Genomic DNA, 15,483 nt, shown 5'->3' on the forward strand with positions numbered 1-15,483 from the left:
GGCTGACTGCACTTCTGGAAGACGTGGCACTCAGTGCCACTCTCTTGTCTTCGAGAAGTGGACTCACCTGCTCCACTCTCCGCTCAATTGAGCGGCTACGGTCAAGTTTCGGCCATGTCGCCTTCAGGAGGTGAAAGCAAGGATTCCTGCGCTTCGGCCGGGCGACCCTTTCGATCTGCTGGCGGACGGGTGGTTGCGGCCGCATGACGACCAAGTGGACGTACCCATACACCTTCGATCTGGGTATGTTCCTCGCCGTCAGGGCAGCCACCGCGTCCTCGAGGAGTCGAGACCCGTGTCGGAAAACAAAGATCCCCAGAAGTTCGTCTACGACTTCACCGAGGGCAACAAGGATCTGAAGGATCTTCTGGGCGGCAAGGGCGCCAACCTCGCCGAGATGACCAACCTCGGGTTGCCCGTCCCTCCGGGCTTCACGATCACCACCGAGGCCTGCAAGGTCTACCTGGAGAGCGGCGACGCGCCGACCGCGCTGCGCGACGAGGTGAGTGCGCACCTCAAGGCGCTGGAAGAGCGCATGGGCAAGCAGCTCGGCCAGGCCGACGACCCGCTGCTGGTCTCCGTCCGCTCCGGCGCCAAGTTCTCCATGCCGGGCATGATGGACACGGTCCTGAATATCGGTCTCTCCGACGCCTCGGTGGCCGGTCTCGCCACCCAGTCCGGCGACGAGCGCTTCGCCTGGGACTCCTACCGCCGCCTCATCCAGATGTTCGGCAAGACCGTCCTCGGGGTCGACGGCGAGCTCTTCGAGGAGGCCCTGGAGGCCGCCAAGCACGCGAAGAAGATCACGGTCGACACCGACCTCGCCGCGGCCGACCTGAAGAAGCTGGTCAAGCAGTTCAAGAAGATCGTCGAGTCCGAGGCCGGACGCGAGTTCCCGCAGGACGCGCGCGAGCAGATGGACCTCGCCATAAACGCGGTCTTCGACTCGTGGAACACCGACCGGGCCAAGCTCTACCGCCGCCAGGAGCGCATCCCCGGCGACCTCGGCACGGCCGTCAACGTCTGCTCGATGGTCTTCGGCAACCTGGGCCCCGACTCCGGTACGGGCGTCGCCTTCACCCGCGACCCGGCCAGCGGCCACCAGGGCGTCTACGGCGACTACCTCCAGAACGCGCAGGGCGAGGACGTCGTCGCCGGTATCCGCAACACGGTGCCGCTCGCCGATCTGGAGTCGATCGACAAGAAGTCGTACGACCAGCTCATGGGCATCATGGAGACGCTGGAGAACCACTACAAGGATCTCTGCGACATCGAGTTCACCATCGAGCGCGGCCAGCTCTGGATGCTCCAGACCCGGGTCGGCAAGCGCACCGCCGGTGCCGCCTTCCGCATCGCCACCCAGCTGGTGGACCAGGGCCTGATCGACGAGGCCGAGGCCCTTCAGCGGGTCAACGGCGCCCAGCTCGCCCAGCTGATGTTCCCGCGCTTCGACATCGAGGCGAAGACCGAGCTGCTCGGCCGGGGCATCGCCGCGTCCCCCGGCGCCGCCGTCGGCAAGGCCGTCTTCGACTCGTACACCGCGATCAAGTGGTCCCGCTCCGGCGAGAAGGTCATCCTGATCCGCCGCGAGACCAACCCCGACGACCTCGAAGGCATGATCGCCGCCGAGGGCATCCTGACCTCGCGCGGCGGCAAGACCTCGCACGCGGCGGTCGTGGCGCGCGGCATGGGCAAGACCTGTGTCTGCGGCGCCGAGGACCTGGAGGTCGACACCAAGCGCCGCCGGATGACGGTCGGCGGCACCGTGATCGAGGAGGGCGACCTCGTCTCGATCGACGGCTCCACCGGCAAGGTCTACCGGGGCGAGGTACCCGTCGTACCGTCCCCGGTCGTCGAGTACTTCGAGGGCCGCATGCACGCCGGGGCCGACGACGCCGACGAGCTGGTCGCCGCCGTGCACCGCATCATGGCGTACGCGGACCGGGTGCGCCGGCTGCGCGTACGGGCCAACGCCGACAACGCCGAGGACGCCCTGCGGGCCCGCCGCTTCGGCGCCCAGGGCATCGGCCTGTGCCGCACCGAGCACATGTTCCTCGGCGAGCGCCGCGAGATGGTCGAGAAGCTGATCCTCGCGGACACCGACGAGGAGCGCGAGACCGCTCTCGCCGCTCTTCTGCCGCTCCAGAAGGCCGACTTCATCGAGCTGTTCGAGTCGATGGACGGGCTGCCCGTGACCGTACGGCTGCTGGACCCGCCGCTGCACGAGTTCCTGCCCGACATCACCGAGCTGTCGGTGCGTGTCGCGCTCGCCGAGTCCCGCAAGGACGCCAACGAGAACGACCTGCGCCTGCTCCAGGCGGTGCACAAGCTGCACGAGCAGAACCCGATGCTGGGCCTGCGCGGCGTGCGCCTCGGCCTCGTCATCCCCGGTCTGTTCGCCATGCAGGTCCGGGCGATCGCCGAGGCCGCCGCCCACCGCAAGAACGCCAAGGGCGACCCGCGCGCCGAGATCATGATCCCGCTCGTCGGTACGGTCCAGGAGCTGGAGATCGTCCGCGAGGAGGCCGACCGGGTCATCGAGGAGGTCCAGGCCGCCACCGGCACCGACCTCAAGCTGACCATCGGCACCATGATCGAGCTGCCGCGCGCCGCGCTGACGGCGGGCCAGATCGCCGAGGCCGCGCAGTTCTTCTCCTTCGGCACGAACGACCTGACCCAGACGGTGTGGGGCTTCTCCCGCGACGACGTGGAGGCCTCGTTCTTCACCGCGTACCTGGAGAAGGGCATCTTCGGGGTCTCCCCGTTCGAGACGATCGACAAGGACGGCGTCGGCTCGCTGGTCCGCAGCGCCGTCGAGGCCGGCCGGGCCACCCGCCCGGACCTCAAGCTCGGCGTCTGCGGCGAGCACGGCGGAGACCCGGAGTCGGTGCACTTCTTCCACGAGGTGGGCCTGGACTACGTCTCCTGCTCGCCGTTCCGCATCCCCGTAGCCCGCCTGGAGGCGGGCCGGGCCGCAGCCGAGTCCCGGGGCAGTGACAGCCGCTGACCCGGACTCACGGTCCGGGGTGCACGAACACCCCGGACCTCAGGGGCAGGGCTGCACGAACAGCCCTGCCCACCGACCAAGGCCGCCGAGCGGCCTGCCCCTCCGGGATCCGCCCCGGAAGCCGAGCCCGGCCCTCACCGGGCGCACCGGCCCGGCGGCGGACCCGGAGCACCCAGAAGCGGCGGCACCCTGTGCGGGGGTGCCGCCGCTTCGCTGTGCGCCGACTGGAAGTGACCGGTGGTAAGGGGGTTCGCCGGGTCGGAAGTGACCGGCGGTACGGGAGGGGCGTGCGCGGAAATGACCGGCGGTACGGAGAAGCCGCCAGGAGCACGCACCGAATACCGCGCGAAGAATGTGGCGCAGAGCACATTGCTTTGTTTAATACGCAAAGAAATTCGAGTGGCGGCCGGGAAGCCGGACCGGGGTGCGGTCCATGGATCCCCACCCATGGACCGCACCCGGCTTACCCCCGTCGGGTACGGAGCCGCACCGTCGCCCACCGCCGCCGAACACACAAAGCCCCCCACGGCCTTCACGTGCTCATCCGGTGGGCACCGGATGCGTACCCGACGTCGTACAGCCTTTCGGGTGAAGCGGAACGGGGCGAGCCCTTTCACTTCTGGCCGAAACCCCGTGGTGACCTCCTGTGACGGTCCGCATACCCTTCGGTGGGGGCAATTGCGGATGCAACAGGTGGGGGAGTAGTGCTGCGGATCCATGTGTCCGGGCTGGACCTTTCGCGGGTGCGGATGGCCACGAGACCGGACGCCTTGTGGGAAACCATTCTGAGTTTTCACCGGCTCAGGGACCGGCGTGCTTCGACGGTGTTCGGTAAATGGCGTACGGAATCCCGGGCGCGGCTGAATGGTGAGGCGCAGCTGCTGGCGGCGGTCGTTCCGCCCCGCGGCTATTTCCCGGATTTCCTGACGCCCTGCCAGGAGGGCGCCGAACCCTTCGGGCTCGACGCCGGCATCGAGGCCCTGCGCGACACCCCCGCCGAGCGGGTCCACGCGGAGCTGGAGCTGCTGGCCGCCGACCGGACGCGGCAGCGGACAGACCGGCCGGTCGGTCAGCGGACCGCCGGAGCGGGAAAGGCGGCCGCAGCGCTGCCCGCCGCGCTCATGGAGGGCCGCGCCGAACCGCTCACCCGGCTCATCGGGGCGCTCCGCAGCTACCACCAGGCGGCCGTGGAGCCCTACTGGCCGCACATCCGGGCCAGCATCGAGGCGGACCGGGCCGTGCGCGGCCGGGCCCTGCTGGACGGCGGCACGGACGAGCTGCTGGCCACGCTGCCGCCGATGATCCGGTGGCGCTCACCCGTGCTGGAGGCCGACTACCCGGTCGACCGCGATCTCCACCTGGACGGGCGCGGGCTGCTGCTCCAGCCGTCCTTCTTCTGCCGGGGCACGCCCGTCGTCTACCGGGACCCCTCCCTCCCGCCGGTCCTCGTCTATCCGGTGACCAACCCCGGCGCCCCGGTCTTCGCCGAGCCGGGCCCCTGGCTCGGCCGGCTCGTCGGGCACACCCGCTCGGCCGTCCTCTCCTCCATCGGGACGGGCTGCACCACCAGCGAACTCGCCCGCAGGGCCGGGGTGTCGCTGGCCTCCGCGAGCCAGCACGCCTCCGTGCTGCGCGAGGCGGGCCTCGTCCTGACGCTGCGCCACGGCAGCTCGGTCCTCCACACGCTGACCCCGCTCGGCGGCTCCCTGCTGCGCGGCGGCGCCCCGCTCACCCTCCACTAGGCGCCTCCGCCACCGGCCCCGGAAAACCCGTCCGCCGAACGTCGATGAGTTCTGTCCGGCCCCGTCGTCTACCCATCGAAAGCGCCGGACGGAGTACGCGGAGCACACGGAGCACCGCGGGCGCCCGGGACAGACGAAAAGGGAACGACCATGGCTCAGATGATCTTCGTGAACCTGCCGGTGAAGAACCTGGAGACGACGGTGGGCTTCTTCGGGAAGCTCGGCTTCACGACCAACCCGGCGTTCACCGACGACAAGACCGCGTGTCTGGTGATCAGCGACACGATCTTCGCGATGCTGATGACGGAGGAACGCTTCAAGGAGTTCACCAAGAAGGACGTGGTCGACGCCTCGACGGCGACCGAGGTCATCCTCGCCCTCAGCGCCGACAGCCGCGAGAAGGTCGACGAGCTCGCCGACGCGGCACTGGCCTCCGGCGGGTTCCCGGCGGGTGAGACGCAGGACATGGGCTTCATGTACGGCCGCTCGTTCCAGGACCCCGACCACCACATCTGGGAGGTCATGTGGATGGACCCGGCCGCCGTCGAGGGCCAGGCCTGATCGACAAGACACCCCCCAACGGCGTGCGCCGGGGCCACGGGGGAGCCCCGGCGCACGCGGGCGTCCGGGTCCGCCCCCGCCCTTGCCCCGCCTCCGCGTCAGCCGCGGAACGGCCCCTTCACCTCGTACGTGATGCCGCCGGAGGAGCTTCCGCTCGTCCCGCGCTGCGAGGAGAAGTAGAGGCGGCTGCCGTCCGGCGAGAACGCGGGCCCGGTGATCTCCGAACCGGACTGGCCGGTGATCCGCAGGAACGGGGCCACCGTGTCGTCCGGCGTGATCAGGCAGATCTCCATGTTCCCGCCGTCCTCCGCGACGTAGAGGTCGCCGGACCCGGACCGGGTGACGTTGTCCACCCCGGTCAGCGGGGCGGCGCCGCCCGTCACCAGCGAGTCGTCGTAGGCGAGCGAGATCGACGAGGTGTTCGCGTCGTACGCCCACACCCGGTTGTCGCCCTTGGTGGTGAACCAGCAGGTGCCCGCCGCGTAGAAGCAGCCCTCGCCGCCGTTGAACACCTTCGCCCCGGACACCTGGTGCCGCGTCTGCGTGGACGAGGCGGCCGGATCCGGTACGTTCGCCCAGCTCACCGGCCCCGAGGTGCCCGTGCCCGCGACCAGCACCTGCAAGGTGCCGCTCGACAGATTCCCCCAGGTCGTGGGCCGGAAGCGGTAGAAGCGGCCGTCGCTCTCGTCCTCGGTCAGATAGATGTAGCCGTGGTCCGGGTCGGCTGCCGCCGCCTCGTGCTTGAAGCGGCCCATCGCCGGCCGCCGTACCGCCGCGTTCACGCCCCACGGGTCGGTCTCGTAGACGTAGCCCCGGGTGACCTCCTCGCAGGAGAGCCAGGTCTTCCACGGGGTGGCGCCGCCCGCGCAGTTGTTGTTCGTGTCGCCCAGGATGCGGTACGCGGAGGTCACCGTCCCCGACGAGTTGAACCGCACCGCGCTCGCCCCGCCCCCGCTGCTCGGGGACACCTCGGCGTTGGAGACATAGATCCAGCCCGAGCCGTCGGCGTACGTCGCGCCGCCGTCGGGCGCGCTGTGCCAGCGGTAGGAGGTGCCGGGCACGGTCTGCCCGGAGCGGGCGATCACGCGGCTGGTGAAGCCGCTCGGCAGCTGGATCCCATCCCCGTTGGCCGCCTGGAGCGCGCCGTACGGGCCGGGGGCCGGCTGGGCCGGGTCGGCGAAGGCGGCGCCCCGCCACAGGGTGCCGCCGAAAGCGGCCGCCGAGCTGCCGATCACCGCGGTGCGCAAGAAGGTCCGACGTTCCACGATCACTCCACGCATGAGTGTGGCCCGCCGCTCCGGACGGACCGGCGGGTCGCGCGTCAGGACTGTAGGAGTACGGAGTTGACGGAACGGCAAGTGAAGATGAACGGGCGGCGGATGGCTTGCGCAGGCCACGCCGCCCCCGGTGGGGCGCGCCGAACTCCCGGGCGGGCCGGGCCGATCCGCCCCTGGCGGACCGCGTCAGTCCGCCCGTACGGCGAACACCGGCACCGATGCCTCGTCGTCGTCCAGGCACGCCCCCGTCGCCAGGTCGAAGCGCTGCTTCAGCAGTGGCGAGGCCACGAACGGCCGCCCGCCCGCCGAGCCGAGCAGCCCGCGCGAGAGGACGTACGCCCCGGTGAACGGGTCCCGGTTACCGATCGCGTACACCTGACCCGACCGGTCCATGAAGACGGCCGCCTGGTCCCCGTCGGGCAGCAGCACCGCCACCCCCCGGCCGGGGATCAGCAGCCCCCGGTCGCAGACCGTCAGCCAGTCCTCGCCGTGGGCGAGCCGGACGGATCCGGTGTCCCGCGCTGTCGTGATCGTTGCCATGGCCATCAGGATGCGGTCCCTTCGAGGGTGCGGACGGCGAGCACCGGACCGGCGAGCAGATCCAGATCCGGCTTGATCTGATCCCTCTCCGGAACGAACCTCACCGAGGGGTCGGGGGCGTCGGGGGCGTTGACGAAGGTGACGAACCGGCGCAGCCGCTCCGGGTCGTTGATGGTCTCCGCCCACTCGTCGCGGTAGCCCGCGACATGGTCGGCCATCAGCCGCTCCAGCTCCTCGCAGAGCCCCAGCGAATCGTGGACGACCACGTCCCGGACGTGGTCCAGGCCGCCGTCGATCCGCTCCAGCCAGGCGGAGGTGCGCTCAAGACGGTCGGCGGTACGGATGTAGAACATCAGGAACCGGTCGATCAGCCGCACCAGTTCGGCGTCCGACAGATCCTGGGCCAGCAGATCGGCGTGGCGCGGGGTGGCCCCGCCGTTGCCGCCGACGTACAGATTCCAGCCCTGGGCGGTGGCGATGATCCCGAAGTCCTTGCCCCGGGCCTCCGCGCACTCGCGGGCGCAGCCGGAGACCGCCGACTTCAGCTTGTGTGGGGAGCGCAGCCCCCGGTAGCGCAGCTCCAGGTCGATCGCCATCCTCACCGAGTCCTGCACGCCGTAGCGGCACCAGGTCTGCCCCACACAGGACTTGACCGTCCGCAGCGACTTCCCGTACGCGTGCCCGGACTCGAAGCCCGCGTCCACCAGCCGGGTCCAGATCAGCGGGAGTTGGTCGACCCGGGCGCCGAAGAGGTCGATGCGCTGGCCGCCGGTGATCTTCGTGTAGAGGCCGAAGTCGCGGGCCACCTCGCCGATGACGATGAGCTTCTCCGGGGTGATTTCGCCGCCCGGGATGCGCGGCACGATCGAGTACGACCCGTTGCGCTGGAGGTTGGCGAGGAAGTGGTCGTTGGTGTCCTGGAGCGCCGCCTGCTCGCCGTCCAGCACATAGCCGCTCGCGCCGACCGTGGGCGCCAGCGAGGCGATGACCGAGCCGACCGTCGGCTTGCAGACCTCGCAGCCGTCGCCGCCCCGCGCCTCCTCCCGGCCGTGCGAGTCGAGCAGTTCGGCGAACGAGGTGACTTCCAGGGTGCGGACGATCTCGTACAGCTCGCTGCGGCTGTACGGGAAGCAGCCGCACAGCCCCGAGTCCTCCGGCGGCGGCATCAGCTGCCCGATCACCTTGAGGCAACTGCCGCAGCCCGTACCGGCCTTGGTGCACTTCTTCACCTCGGGCAGCGTGCTGTGCTCGCAGATCGCGCCCTTGGTCACGTTGTGGCAGGAGCAGATCACCGCCTCGTCGGGCAGCGCGCCAGGGCCGAGCGACACCGGGCCGCCGCCCGACCCGGCCGGCAGCACCAACTGCTCGGGCGCGACGGGCAGTACGGTGCCCGTCAGCGGCCGCAGCGTGCCGTACTGTTCGGCGTCCCCGACCAGCACCCCGCCCAGCAGGGTCCCGTCCGGGCCGATCACCAGCTTCTTGTAGACCCCCGCCCGGGCGTCGGAGTACACGACGTCGAGCGAGCCCTCGGCCGCCCCGTGCGCGTCGCCGAACGAGGCCACGTCCACGCCGAGCAGCTTCAGCTTCGTCGACAGGTCGGCCCCCGTGAACGCGGACCGGCCGCCCGCGATCACCTCGGCCGCCGTCCGGGCCATGTCGTAGCCCGGCGCGACCAGCCCGTACACCCGGCCGTCGGCGGCCAGCGCGCACTCGCCGATCGCGAACACCGCCGGGTCGGAGGTCCGGCACTCCTCGTCCACGACGATCCCGCCGCGTTCCCCGACCGCGAGGCCGCACTCCCGGGCCAGCTGATCGCGGGGCCGTACGCCCGCCGAGAAGACCACCAGATCGACGGCGAGCGAGGACCCGTCGGAGAGGGACATCCCGGTCACCGCCCCGTCCGCGCCCGCGGTGACCTCCTGCGTACTGACCCCCGTGTGCACGGTCAGACCCATGTCCTGGATCGTGCGCAGCAGCGCCGCACCGCCGCCCTCGTCCACCTGGACCGGCATCAGCCGGGGCGCGAACTCCACGACATGGGTGGCCAGCCCGAGCCCCTTCAGCGCCCCGGCCGCCTCCAGACCCAGCAGCCCCCCGCCGACCACCGCACCGGTCGCCGCGCCCTTGGCGTACTCCTCGATCGCGAGCAGGTCCTCGATCGTCCGGTACACGAAGCAGCCCTGGGCGTCCTTCCCCGGCACCGGCGGCACGAAGGGGTACGAGCCCGTCGCCAGCACCAGCGTGTCGTACGGGAACACCGCCCTGGACCGCGCGGTCACGGTCCGGGCCGTACGGTCGACGCTCTCGGCCGGGTCGCCGACGTACAGCTCGATGCCGTGCCGGGCCATGAAGTCCGGCTCCACCAGCGAGAGGTCCTCGGGGCTCTGCCCGGCGAAGTACGAGGTGAGCCGGACCCGGTCGTAGGCGGGCCGGGGCTCCTCGCAGAGCACGACGACGCGGGCGCCGCCGGCCGCCGGGGTCAGCCCGCGCTCGGCCAGGAACTCCAGGAACCGCTGGCCGACCATCCCGTGGCCGACGACCACGATCGTCGGGACGGCCGTGTGCGCCTGGGCGTTCGGGGTGGCGTTCGAGGCGGCGGCGGTGGTGCGCGGCTCGAAGGTGGGCTCCGGCATCTCAGTGGCCTCCGTCGGTTGTCCTCATGCCCCGAGCCTGGGCGGGAGGTGTTACCCGGCCGCATCCCGGCTGTTTCCCGGGCGGAACCTTGCGCTCAGCGGCCGGGCGGGGGCCCTGTGAGGGACCGGGTGAGGAGGCGGGTGCGACAGGCGTCTAGTGTCGGTTCGTGCCTGACATAACAGTGACGACCCTGATCCTCCTCTGTCTCGCCGCGGCCGCCGCGGGCTGGATCGACGCGGTGGTGGGTGGCGGCGGACTGCTGCTCCTGCCCGCGCTGCTGCTCGGCCTGCCGCACGTCTCGGCGGCCCATGTCCTCGGCACCAACAAGGCCGTCGCGATCGTGGGCACGTCGGGGGCGGCGGTGACGTACGTACGCAAAGCGCCGGTACGGGTGGGGCTTGCGGTGCGGATCGGGCTGATGGCGCTCGCCGGGTCGATGGCGGGGGCGTTCTTCGCCGCCGGGATCAGCAGCGAGGTGCTCCGCCCGGTGATCATGGTGGTGCTGCTGGGGGTCGCGGCCTTCGTGATGCTGCGCCCGTCCTTCGGCACGGCGGCGGGCGACGGCACGGACCGGCCGGTCGCCCGGGCCCGGATCATCACGGCGATCGTGCTGGTCGGCGGCGGGATCGGCTTCTACGACGGGCTGTTCGGGCCGGGCACCGGCACCTTCCTGGTGCTGGCCCTGACCGCCGTGCTCCACCTCGACCTGGTGACCGCGTCGGCCACCGCGAAGATCGTCAACGTGTGCACCAACGCGGGGGCGCTGGCGATGTTCGCGTACCAGGGCACGGTGCTGTGGCAGCTCGCGGCCGTGATGGCGGTCTTCAACCTGGCGGGCGGGATGATCGGGGCGAGGATGGCGCTGAGCCGGGGGAGCGGCTTTGTCCGGGCGGTGCTGCTGACGGTGGTGTTCTCGCTGGTCGCGAAGCTGGGCTTCGACCAGTGGAACGCTTAGCGCTTTTTTGGGCCAGATGGTCAGCGCACGTCCGTGAGGTGCGCGTACGCCACCACGTTGCCCTGGTAGCCGGTTTCCTTGGAGAAGCCGCCGCCGCAGGTGATCAGCCGGAGCGCGGCGTGCGGCGCGTCGCCGTAGACGCGCTGGTCGGGGAAGTCGTCGTTGTCGTAGACCTCGATGGCGTCGATCGAGAACACGGCGGTGCGCCCGTCCCTGCGGTCGACCTCGACGCGGGTCCCCTTGGTCAGCGCGCCCAGGGCGTAGAAGACGGACGGGCCCTTCGCGTTGTCCACGTGCCCCACGACGATCGCGGTGCCCTTCGCACCGGGCGGGACGCCGTCCTCGTACCAGCCCGCGAGGTTGCGGTCCTCGTCCGGCGGTACGTCGAGGCTGCCGTCGTCGGCCAGCCCCAGCGGCGTCATCGGCGCGTCCACCTCGATGGTGGGGATGCGGATACGGACCGGATCGGAGGGGTTCAGCGGCTCGGCGACCGGGGAGCCGGGCTGGAGCTGCGGCCCGGCGGCGAAGGCCTGGGCGCTGGAGGGCTGCGGCGGGATCACCTGGCCGCCGGGCCCGTTCTGGATGAGCCAGATGCCGCACAGCACGGCGATGCCCACCAGCCAGCCCTTGGCCTTCTGCGCGCTCGGTGACACGGCGTCGTCCTCGGTCGGTGGTCCGGGGCGGGCGGGACGCGCTCGGGGACGCGCCCCGCCCGGTCAGGAGGGGAAGCGGCGGTTCGGCTTCCTGTGGCGCCTTCGGGAGGGCGCTCCCGCGGCGCCCTCGGATCGGCCGACGCCTTCGGAAGGGCGCTCCCGCGGCGCCCTCGGATCAGCTTCCTTCGGCGCCCTCGGAGCGGCGGCGCAGCAGCCACAGTCCGCCGACGGCGGCCAGGCCGATCACGCCGACGCCGAGGGCGACCTGCGTGGAGTTCGGTTCGACGCTGCCGCCGACCCCGGTCCGCACATGGCCGGACGGGCGGTCGTGGATCGGCTTGTCGTGCTTGCCGCCGCCGATCACCTTGAGGTCGCCGACCGCGTCCTTGCCGTTGTCGCAGGAGACGACGATCTCGTAGACACCGGGCCGGGTGTCGTGCGGCACGGTGAACTGGCCGACCACGACCTCCTTGTGGGTGCCGGGGCGTACCTCGAAGTCCCCGGCGTCCAGCTCGTTCGCGTCACCGATGCCCGAGCCGTTCTTGCCGCAGGCGGTGGTGTTCACGGTGATGGTGGCGCCGGGGGGCGCGGTCGCCGGGGTGATCTCCAGACGGCCGGAGTCACCCGCGTACGCGGACGGAGCGGCGGCGGTGAGACCGAACGCGATGACGGTGAACGCGGCACCGACGGTGCCGGTCACGAGGCGGGCGGGACTGCGCATGGGGATCCTCCGGGCAGACGGCGCGAGCGGGTGTGTCCTGACCCGAGCCAACGGGGACCGGGCCCGCCACGCCTTCTGACGCGAAGTCAGCTTTCACCCGTACGGACCGGCGCGGCACCCTTGCCGGAATGGATCACCGCAGGTCGCGGCGGTGCGGCTGGGCCGTTCGGTCCGTGCTGCCGCGCCGGGTGCCGATCGGGTGAGGGGCGTACGCGAAGTGTGACGCAGGTCACATGTGTGACCTCGCGGACCCCGGGCACACGCAAGACACCCCCCACGGGACGGATCCCCGCCCCCCACGGCACCCGCCCCCACCGGTCCACTCCCCCCTGGACCGGTGGGGGCGGTGTCGGATCCGCCTCCGGCCGGCCGTCGTACGGGGTGCTCAGGCCCCGCCCGTGGCGGCGCTCCAGACGATCCGCGGCGGACGCACCCGGGCGCACAGCGGCTGCCCCTTCGCGTCGGTGAGCCCGAGCCGCCCGGTGAGCCGCCCGGAGCGCGCGGCGGCGGCGAGCACGTCCGGATCGATGTCGCTGAACATCAGCTTCGCGCGCCGGAACATGGTGAAGACCCCGGCGTCGTCCACCGTGCCCCACGACAGATAGACGAACCGCCCGCCCAGCCGGTTCTGGATGTACGGCCCCGACACCTCGACCCCGTCCTCCGTCACGGTGGCCTCGCAGTCGAGCACCCACGACGCGGAGGGGGCGTCCCCGGGGTGCAGGCCGAGCAGCTCGCCCGGCCGGTCCTTGCGCTGGACGCCGACGTGGATGTTCTCGTGGCCGGGAAAGTCGCTGTCCGGGCCGCAGGCGCGGCCGGGAAGGGCCGAGGCCTCGATGTGGATCTGCATATCCCTATGGTCCGGCACGGCACAGCTCGACGGCTCCGGCCGTCACACGAGGTCCTCCGGAGCGCTGTCGTACACCGCGCCCAGGTCCTTCATCAGCTCCTCGTCCACCGCGAACAGGGTGTCGTCGATCCGCCGCACCGGCGCGATGCCCTGCGAGTTGCAGACGAACGCGGCGGGGAAGCGGCCCACCCCGTCCGGCCCGTCCAGCGTCACCGGACGGCGGACCGAGGGCCGGCCCGCCCGCTCCAGGCCCTGTTCCAGCAGGGTCATCGTGATGCCGGTGAGCGCCGGGGCGTCGGGCCACACCACCGAGTCCCCGTCCCAGAAGCCGATGTTGGTGATCGCCCCCTCGGTCACCACACCGCCCGGCGCGGTCAGCAGCGCGTCGTCGAACCCCGCCCGCCCGGCCAGCACCCCGTAGTACGTCTGCCCGAACTCGCCGGGCCGCTTGATGTGCGGGGCGGTACGGACGTACGGCGCCGACATCAGGCTCCGCGCCCCGGACGGCATGACGGCGGGCTCCCGGACCGTCACCATCAGGGTCGTACGCGTCGCCCCGGGCGGCAGATAGCCGTTCACCCGCACCGAGGCGTCCCGCCGCCCCGCCCCGTCCAGGGCGTGCCGGACCAGCTCCCGCACCCGGTCGCCGTCCACCGGCAGCGCGAACAGCTCCCGGTTCGCCGCGTCCAGCCGCGCGAGATGCAGGCCCAGACCCCGCGCCCGGCCGTCCCGCACCTGGAGTGCGGTGAAGTGGCCGAAGCCGTACAGGGCGGGGATCCGCAGGGTCTCCTCGGTGGCCGGGTGGCCGTCGAACTCGATGTGGGGCGGGGGCGGCTGTGTCGTCATGCGGCCACCGTATGCGGCGGGCGCGGATACGGGCCGCTTGACCTCAACCATGGTTGAGGGGGAAGGGTCGAGGCCATGGACACCACAGCAGCATCCATGTCATCCACGTCATCCACCTCGTCCGCCGAGGACGCCGCGTCCACCCCGGCCGGCCCCCTCAAGGTCGCCGTCATCCTCGGCAGCAACCGCGACGGCCGCTTCGGCCCGGTCATCGCCGACTGGTTCCTGGGCCGCGCGGCCGGACACCCCGGCATCGAGACCGACCTGATCGACGTCGCCGAGGCCGACCTGCCCACCGCGATCACCTTCAGCCCCGGGCCTGAGGAGGCGGCACGGCTCGCGGCGGTCTCCGAACGGCTCGCGGCGGCCGACGCCTTCGTCGTCCTCACCCCCGAGTACAACCACTCGTTCCCCGCCCCGCTGAAGACCCTCATCGACTGGTACAGCGCCGAATGGCAGGCCAAGCCCGTCGCCTTCGTGTCGTACGGCGGCATCTCCGGCGGGCTGCGCGCCGTCGAACAGCTCCGGCAGGTCTTCGCCGAACTGCACACCGTCACCGTCCGCGACACCGTGTCCTTCCACAACGCGGGCGCCCTCTTCGACGACGAGGGGCGCCACCGGGACCCGGGCCCCGCCGACGCGGCCGCCAAGGTCATGCTGGACCAGGTGGTCTGGTGGGGCACGGCCCTGCGCGACGCCAGAAACTCCCGTCCGTACGGCGCCTGACCCCCTGTGGGCCGACAATCGCAGGGAAGGCCCACGGGCAGGAGCGCCCGCCGTAGTCCGCATTCCGCATTCCGAGGAGACCGACGATGACAGCGCCGCCGGCATGGCTGACCGTACTGACCACGACCGACAGCGAGGACAAGGCCCACGCCCTGGCGCAGTCGGCGGTGGAGGCCAGGCTGGCGGCCTGCGCGCAGATCTCCGCACCCGTGACCTCCGTCTACCGGTGGCAGAACGCCATCGAGACGACCGAGGAGTGGCAGGTGCTCTTCAAGACGGCGGCGGAACGCTACGACGAACTGGAGGAGCACATCCAGCGGGAGCACGACTACGACACGCCGGAGATCATCGCCCTGCCGGTCATCCGGGGCAGCGCGCGCTACCTCGGCTGGGTGACGGCGGAGACGGCTCCTCCGGCGGCCCTGTGACGGCGGCGGTCATGACCACCCCCGACCCGGGCGGCGGCCCCGACGGCGCCGAACTGCCCTTCTTCGTGTACGGAACGCTCCTGCCGGGCGAACCCAACCACGACCTGTTCCTCCGGGGCCGTACGTCGGGGGAGCGCCCGGCCGTACTGCCCCGGGCCCTGCTCTACGACGGCCCCGGCTACCCGTACGCCATCGAGGGCCACGGCCGCGTCCACGGCACCCTGCTCGTCGCCGCGCCGGGGGTGTACGGGGAACTGCTCGGGCTGCTGGACCACCTGGAGGAGTTCCTCGGCCCCGGCCACCCGCGCAACCTGTACGAACGTGTTGTCCGCGAGGTCGAGCTGCCGGGCGCGGACTCCGTGCGGGCGTGGGTCTACCTCGCGGCGACCGCCGTCACCCGCTCGCTGCGGACCGGGGGCGTGCTGATCCCCGAGGGGCGGTGGATCACCGGACGCGCCCCGGGCGACTGAGGGGTGTCCTTCACTCGCTCGGCGCACGGCCGACGCCGCGCCGGCGGCACTCCCGGCGGGCCCTGTTCAAGCC

Annotated in this window: 14 protein-coding genes; 7 read left to right on the forward strand and 7 right to left on the reverse strand. The window is 71.6% G+C overall.

What is annotated here, in order from left to right; translation table 11 throughout:
• Positions 1-295 precede the first annotated feature (295 nt).
• The 3 genes from ppdK (at position 296) to A3Q37_RS18270 (ending at position 5,310) form a co-directional block, all read left to right on the forward strand.
• Positions 296-3,007, forward strand: coding sequence for a pyruvate, phosphate dikinase (gene ppdK / locus A3Q37_RS18260; protein ID WP_065485765.1), 2,712 nt, complete (start codon positions 296-298; stop codon positions 3,005-3,007).
• A 704-nt stretch (positions 3,008-3,711) separates the two neighbouring features.
• A complete protein-coding gene (locus tag A3Q37_RS18265) occupies positions 3,712-4,749 on the forward strand; it encodes a helix-turn-helix transcriptional regulator (protein ID WP_065485767.1) in 1,038 nt (345 codons plus the stop codon).
• Between the two features lie 150 nt (positions 4,750-4,899).
• Positions 4,900-5,310: a VOC family protein gene (locus tag A3Q37_RS18270; RefSeq protein WP_065485769.1), complete on the forward strand. Its 411-nt coding sequence runs from the start codon at positions 4,900-4,902 to the stop codon at positions 5,308-5,310.
• Between the two features lie 98 nt (positions 5,311-5,408).
• On the opposite strand, the gene A3Q37_RS18275 is transcribed toward A3Q37_RS18270, so the two are convergent.
• The 3 genes from A3Q37_RS18275 to nirB form a co-directional block, all read right to left on the reverse strand.
• Entirely contained in the window at positions 5,409-6,575 is a 1,167-nt protein-coding gene (locus A3Q37_RS18275) for an alkaline phosphatase PhoX (RefSeq protein WP_065485897.1), read from the reverse strand.
• Positions 6,576-6,773: 198 nt separating this feature from the next.
• Positions 6,774-7,133 carry a nitrite reductase small subunit NirD gene (gene nirD / locus A3Q37_RS18280; protein WP_065485771.1) on the reverse strand — a complete coding sequence of 120 codons (360 nt, stop codon included), beginning with the start codon at positions 7,131-7,133 and terminating at the stop codon, positions 6,774-6,776.
• On the reverse strand, positions 7,133-9,760 hold the full coding sequence (gene nirB / locus A3Q37_RS18285; RefSeq protein ID WP_065485773.1) for a nitrite reductase large subunit NirB: 2,628 nt from the start codon (positions 9,758-9,760) through the stop codon (positions 7,133-7,135). Before nirB ends, nirD begins: the two co-directional genes overlap by 1 nt.
• A gap of 167 nt (positions 9,761-9,927) precedes the next feature.
• Between nirB and A3Q37_RS18290 the strand changes: the two genes are divergently transcribed.
• Positions 9,928-10,716 carry a TSUP family transporter gene (locus A3Q37_RS18290; protein WP_065485775.1) on the forward strand — a complete coding sequence of 263 codons (789 nt, stop codon included), beginning with the start codon at positions 9,928-9,930 and terminating at the stop codon, positions 10,714-10,716.
• Positions 10,717-10,736: 20 nt separating this feature from the next.
• Here A3Q37_RS18290 and A3Q37_RS18295 read toward each other — a convergent pair whose 3' ends face one another.
• From A3Q37_RS18295 to A3Q37_RS18310, 4 genes are all read right to left on the reverse strand, one after another.
• Positions 10,737-11,369, reverse strand: a complete 633-nt coding sequence (locus A3Q37_RS18295; RefSeq protein WP_065485777.1) for a class F sortase — start codon at positions 11,367-11,369, stop codon at positions 10,737-10,739.
• Between the two features lie 175 nt (positions 11,370-11,544).
• A complete protein-coding gene (locus A3Q37_RS18300) occupies positions 11,545-12,090 on the reverse strand; it encodes a hypothetical protein (protein ID WP_065485779.1) in 546 nt (181 codons plus the stop codon).
• 385 nt (positions 12,091-12,475) lie between these two features.
• Entirely contained in the window at positions 12,476-12,940 is a 465-nt protein-coding gene (locus A3Q37_RS18305) for a DUF5990 family protein (RefSeq protein WP_065485781.1), read from the reverse strand.
• Positions 12,941-12,982: 42 nt separating this feature from the next.
• Positions 12,983-13,786: an aminotransferase class IV family protein gene (locus A3Q37_RS18310; protein ID WP_065485783.1), complete on the reverse strand. Its 804-nt coding sequence runs from the start codon at positions 13,784-13,786 to the stop codon at positions 12,983-12,985.
• 75 nt (positions 13,787-13,861) lie between these two features.
• On the opposite strand from A3Q37_RS18310, the gene A3Q37_RS18315 reads away from it, so the two are divergent.
• The 3 genes from A3Q37_RS18315 (at position 13,862) to A3Q37_RS18325 (ending at position 15,410) form a co-directional block, all read left to right on the forward strand.
• Entirely contained in the window at positions 13,862-14,512 is a 651-nt protein-coding gene (locus tag A3Q37_RS18315) for an NADPH-dependent FMN reductase (protein ID WP_065485785.1), read from the forward strand.
• Positions 14,513-14,598: 86 nt separating this feature from the next.
• A complete protein-coding gene (gene cutA / locus A3Q37_RS18320; RefSeq protein ID WP_065485788.1) occupies positions 14,599-14,940 on the forward strand; it encodes a divalent-cation tolerance protein CutA in 342 nt (113 codons plus the stop codon).
• A gap of 11 nt (positions 14,941-14,951) precedes the next feature.
• Positions 14,952-15,410, forward strand: a complete 459-nt coding sequence (locus A3Q37_RS18325) for a gamma-glutamylcyclotransferase family protein (protein WP_065485899.1) — start codon at positions 14,952-14,954, stop codon at positions 15,408-15,410.
• Positions 15,411-15,483: the final 73 nt, after the last annotated feature.

Source organism: Streptomyces sp. PTY087I2, assembly GCF_001687325.1.
In the GTDB taxonomy this organism is placed as follows: domain Bacteria; phylum Actinomycetota; class Actinomycetes; order Streptomycetales; family Streptomycetaceae; genus Streptomyces.

Bases quoted from the DNA above. Each gene is read 5' to 3' on its own strand.
- A3Q37_RS18270 (WP_065485769.1), top strand. From the start codon at position 4,900: ATGGCTCAGATGATCTTCGTGAACCTGCCGGTGAAGAACCTGGAGACG.
- A3Q37_RS18310 (WP_065485783.1), bottom strand. From the start codon at position 13,786: ATGACGACACAGCCGCCCCCGCCCCACATCGAGTTCGACGGCCACCCG.
- A3Q37_RS18305 (WP_065485781.1), bottom strand. From the start codon at position 12,940: ATGCAGATCCACATCGAGGCCTCGGCCCTTCCCGGCCGCGCCTGCGGC.
- A3Q37_RS18315 (WP_065485785.1), top strand. From the start codon at position 13,862: ATGGACACCACAGCAGCATCCATGTCATCCACGTCATCCACCTCGTCC.
- A3Q37_RS18300 (WP_065485779.1), bottom strand. From the start codon at position 12,090: ATGCGCAGTCCCGCCCGCCTCGTGACCGGCACCGTCGGTGCCGCGTTC.
- nirB (WP_065485773.1), bottom strand. From the start codon at position 9,760: ATGCCGGAGCCCACCTTCGAGCCGCGCACCACCGCCGCCGCCTCGAAC.
- cutA (WP_065485788.1), top strand. From the start codon at position 14,599: ATGACAGCGCCGCCGGCATGGCTGACCGTACTGACCACGACCGACAGC.
- A3Q37_RS18325 (WP_065485899.1), top strand. From the start codon at position 14,952: ATGACCACCCCCGACCCGGGCGGCGGCCCCGACGGCGCCGAACTGCCC.
- nirD (WP_065485771.1), bottom strand. From the start codon at position 7,133: ATGGCCATGGCAACGATCACGACAGCGCGGGACACCGGATCCGTCCGG.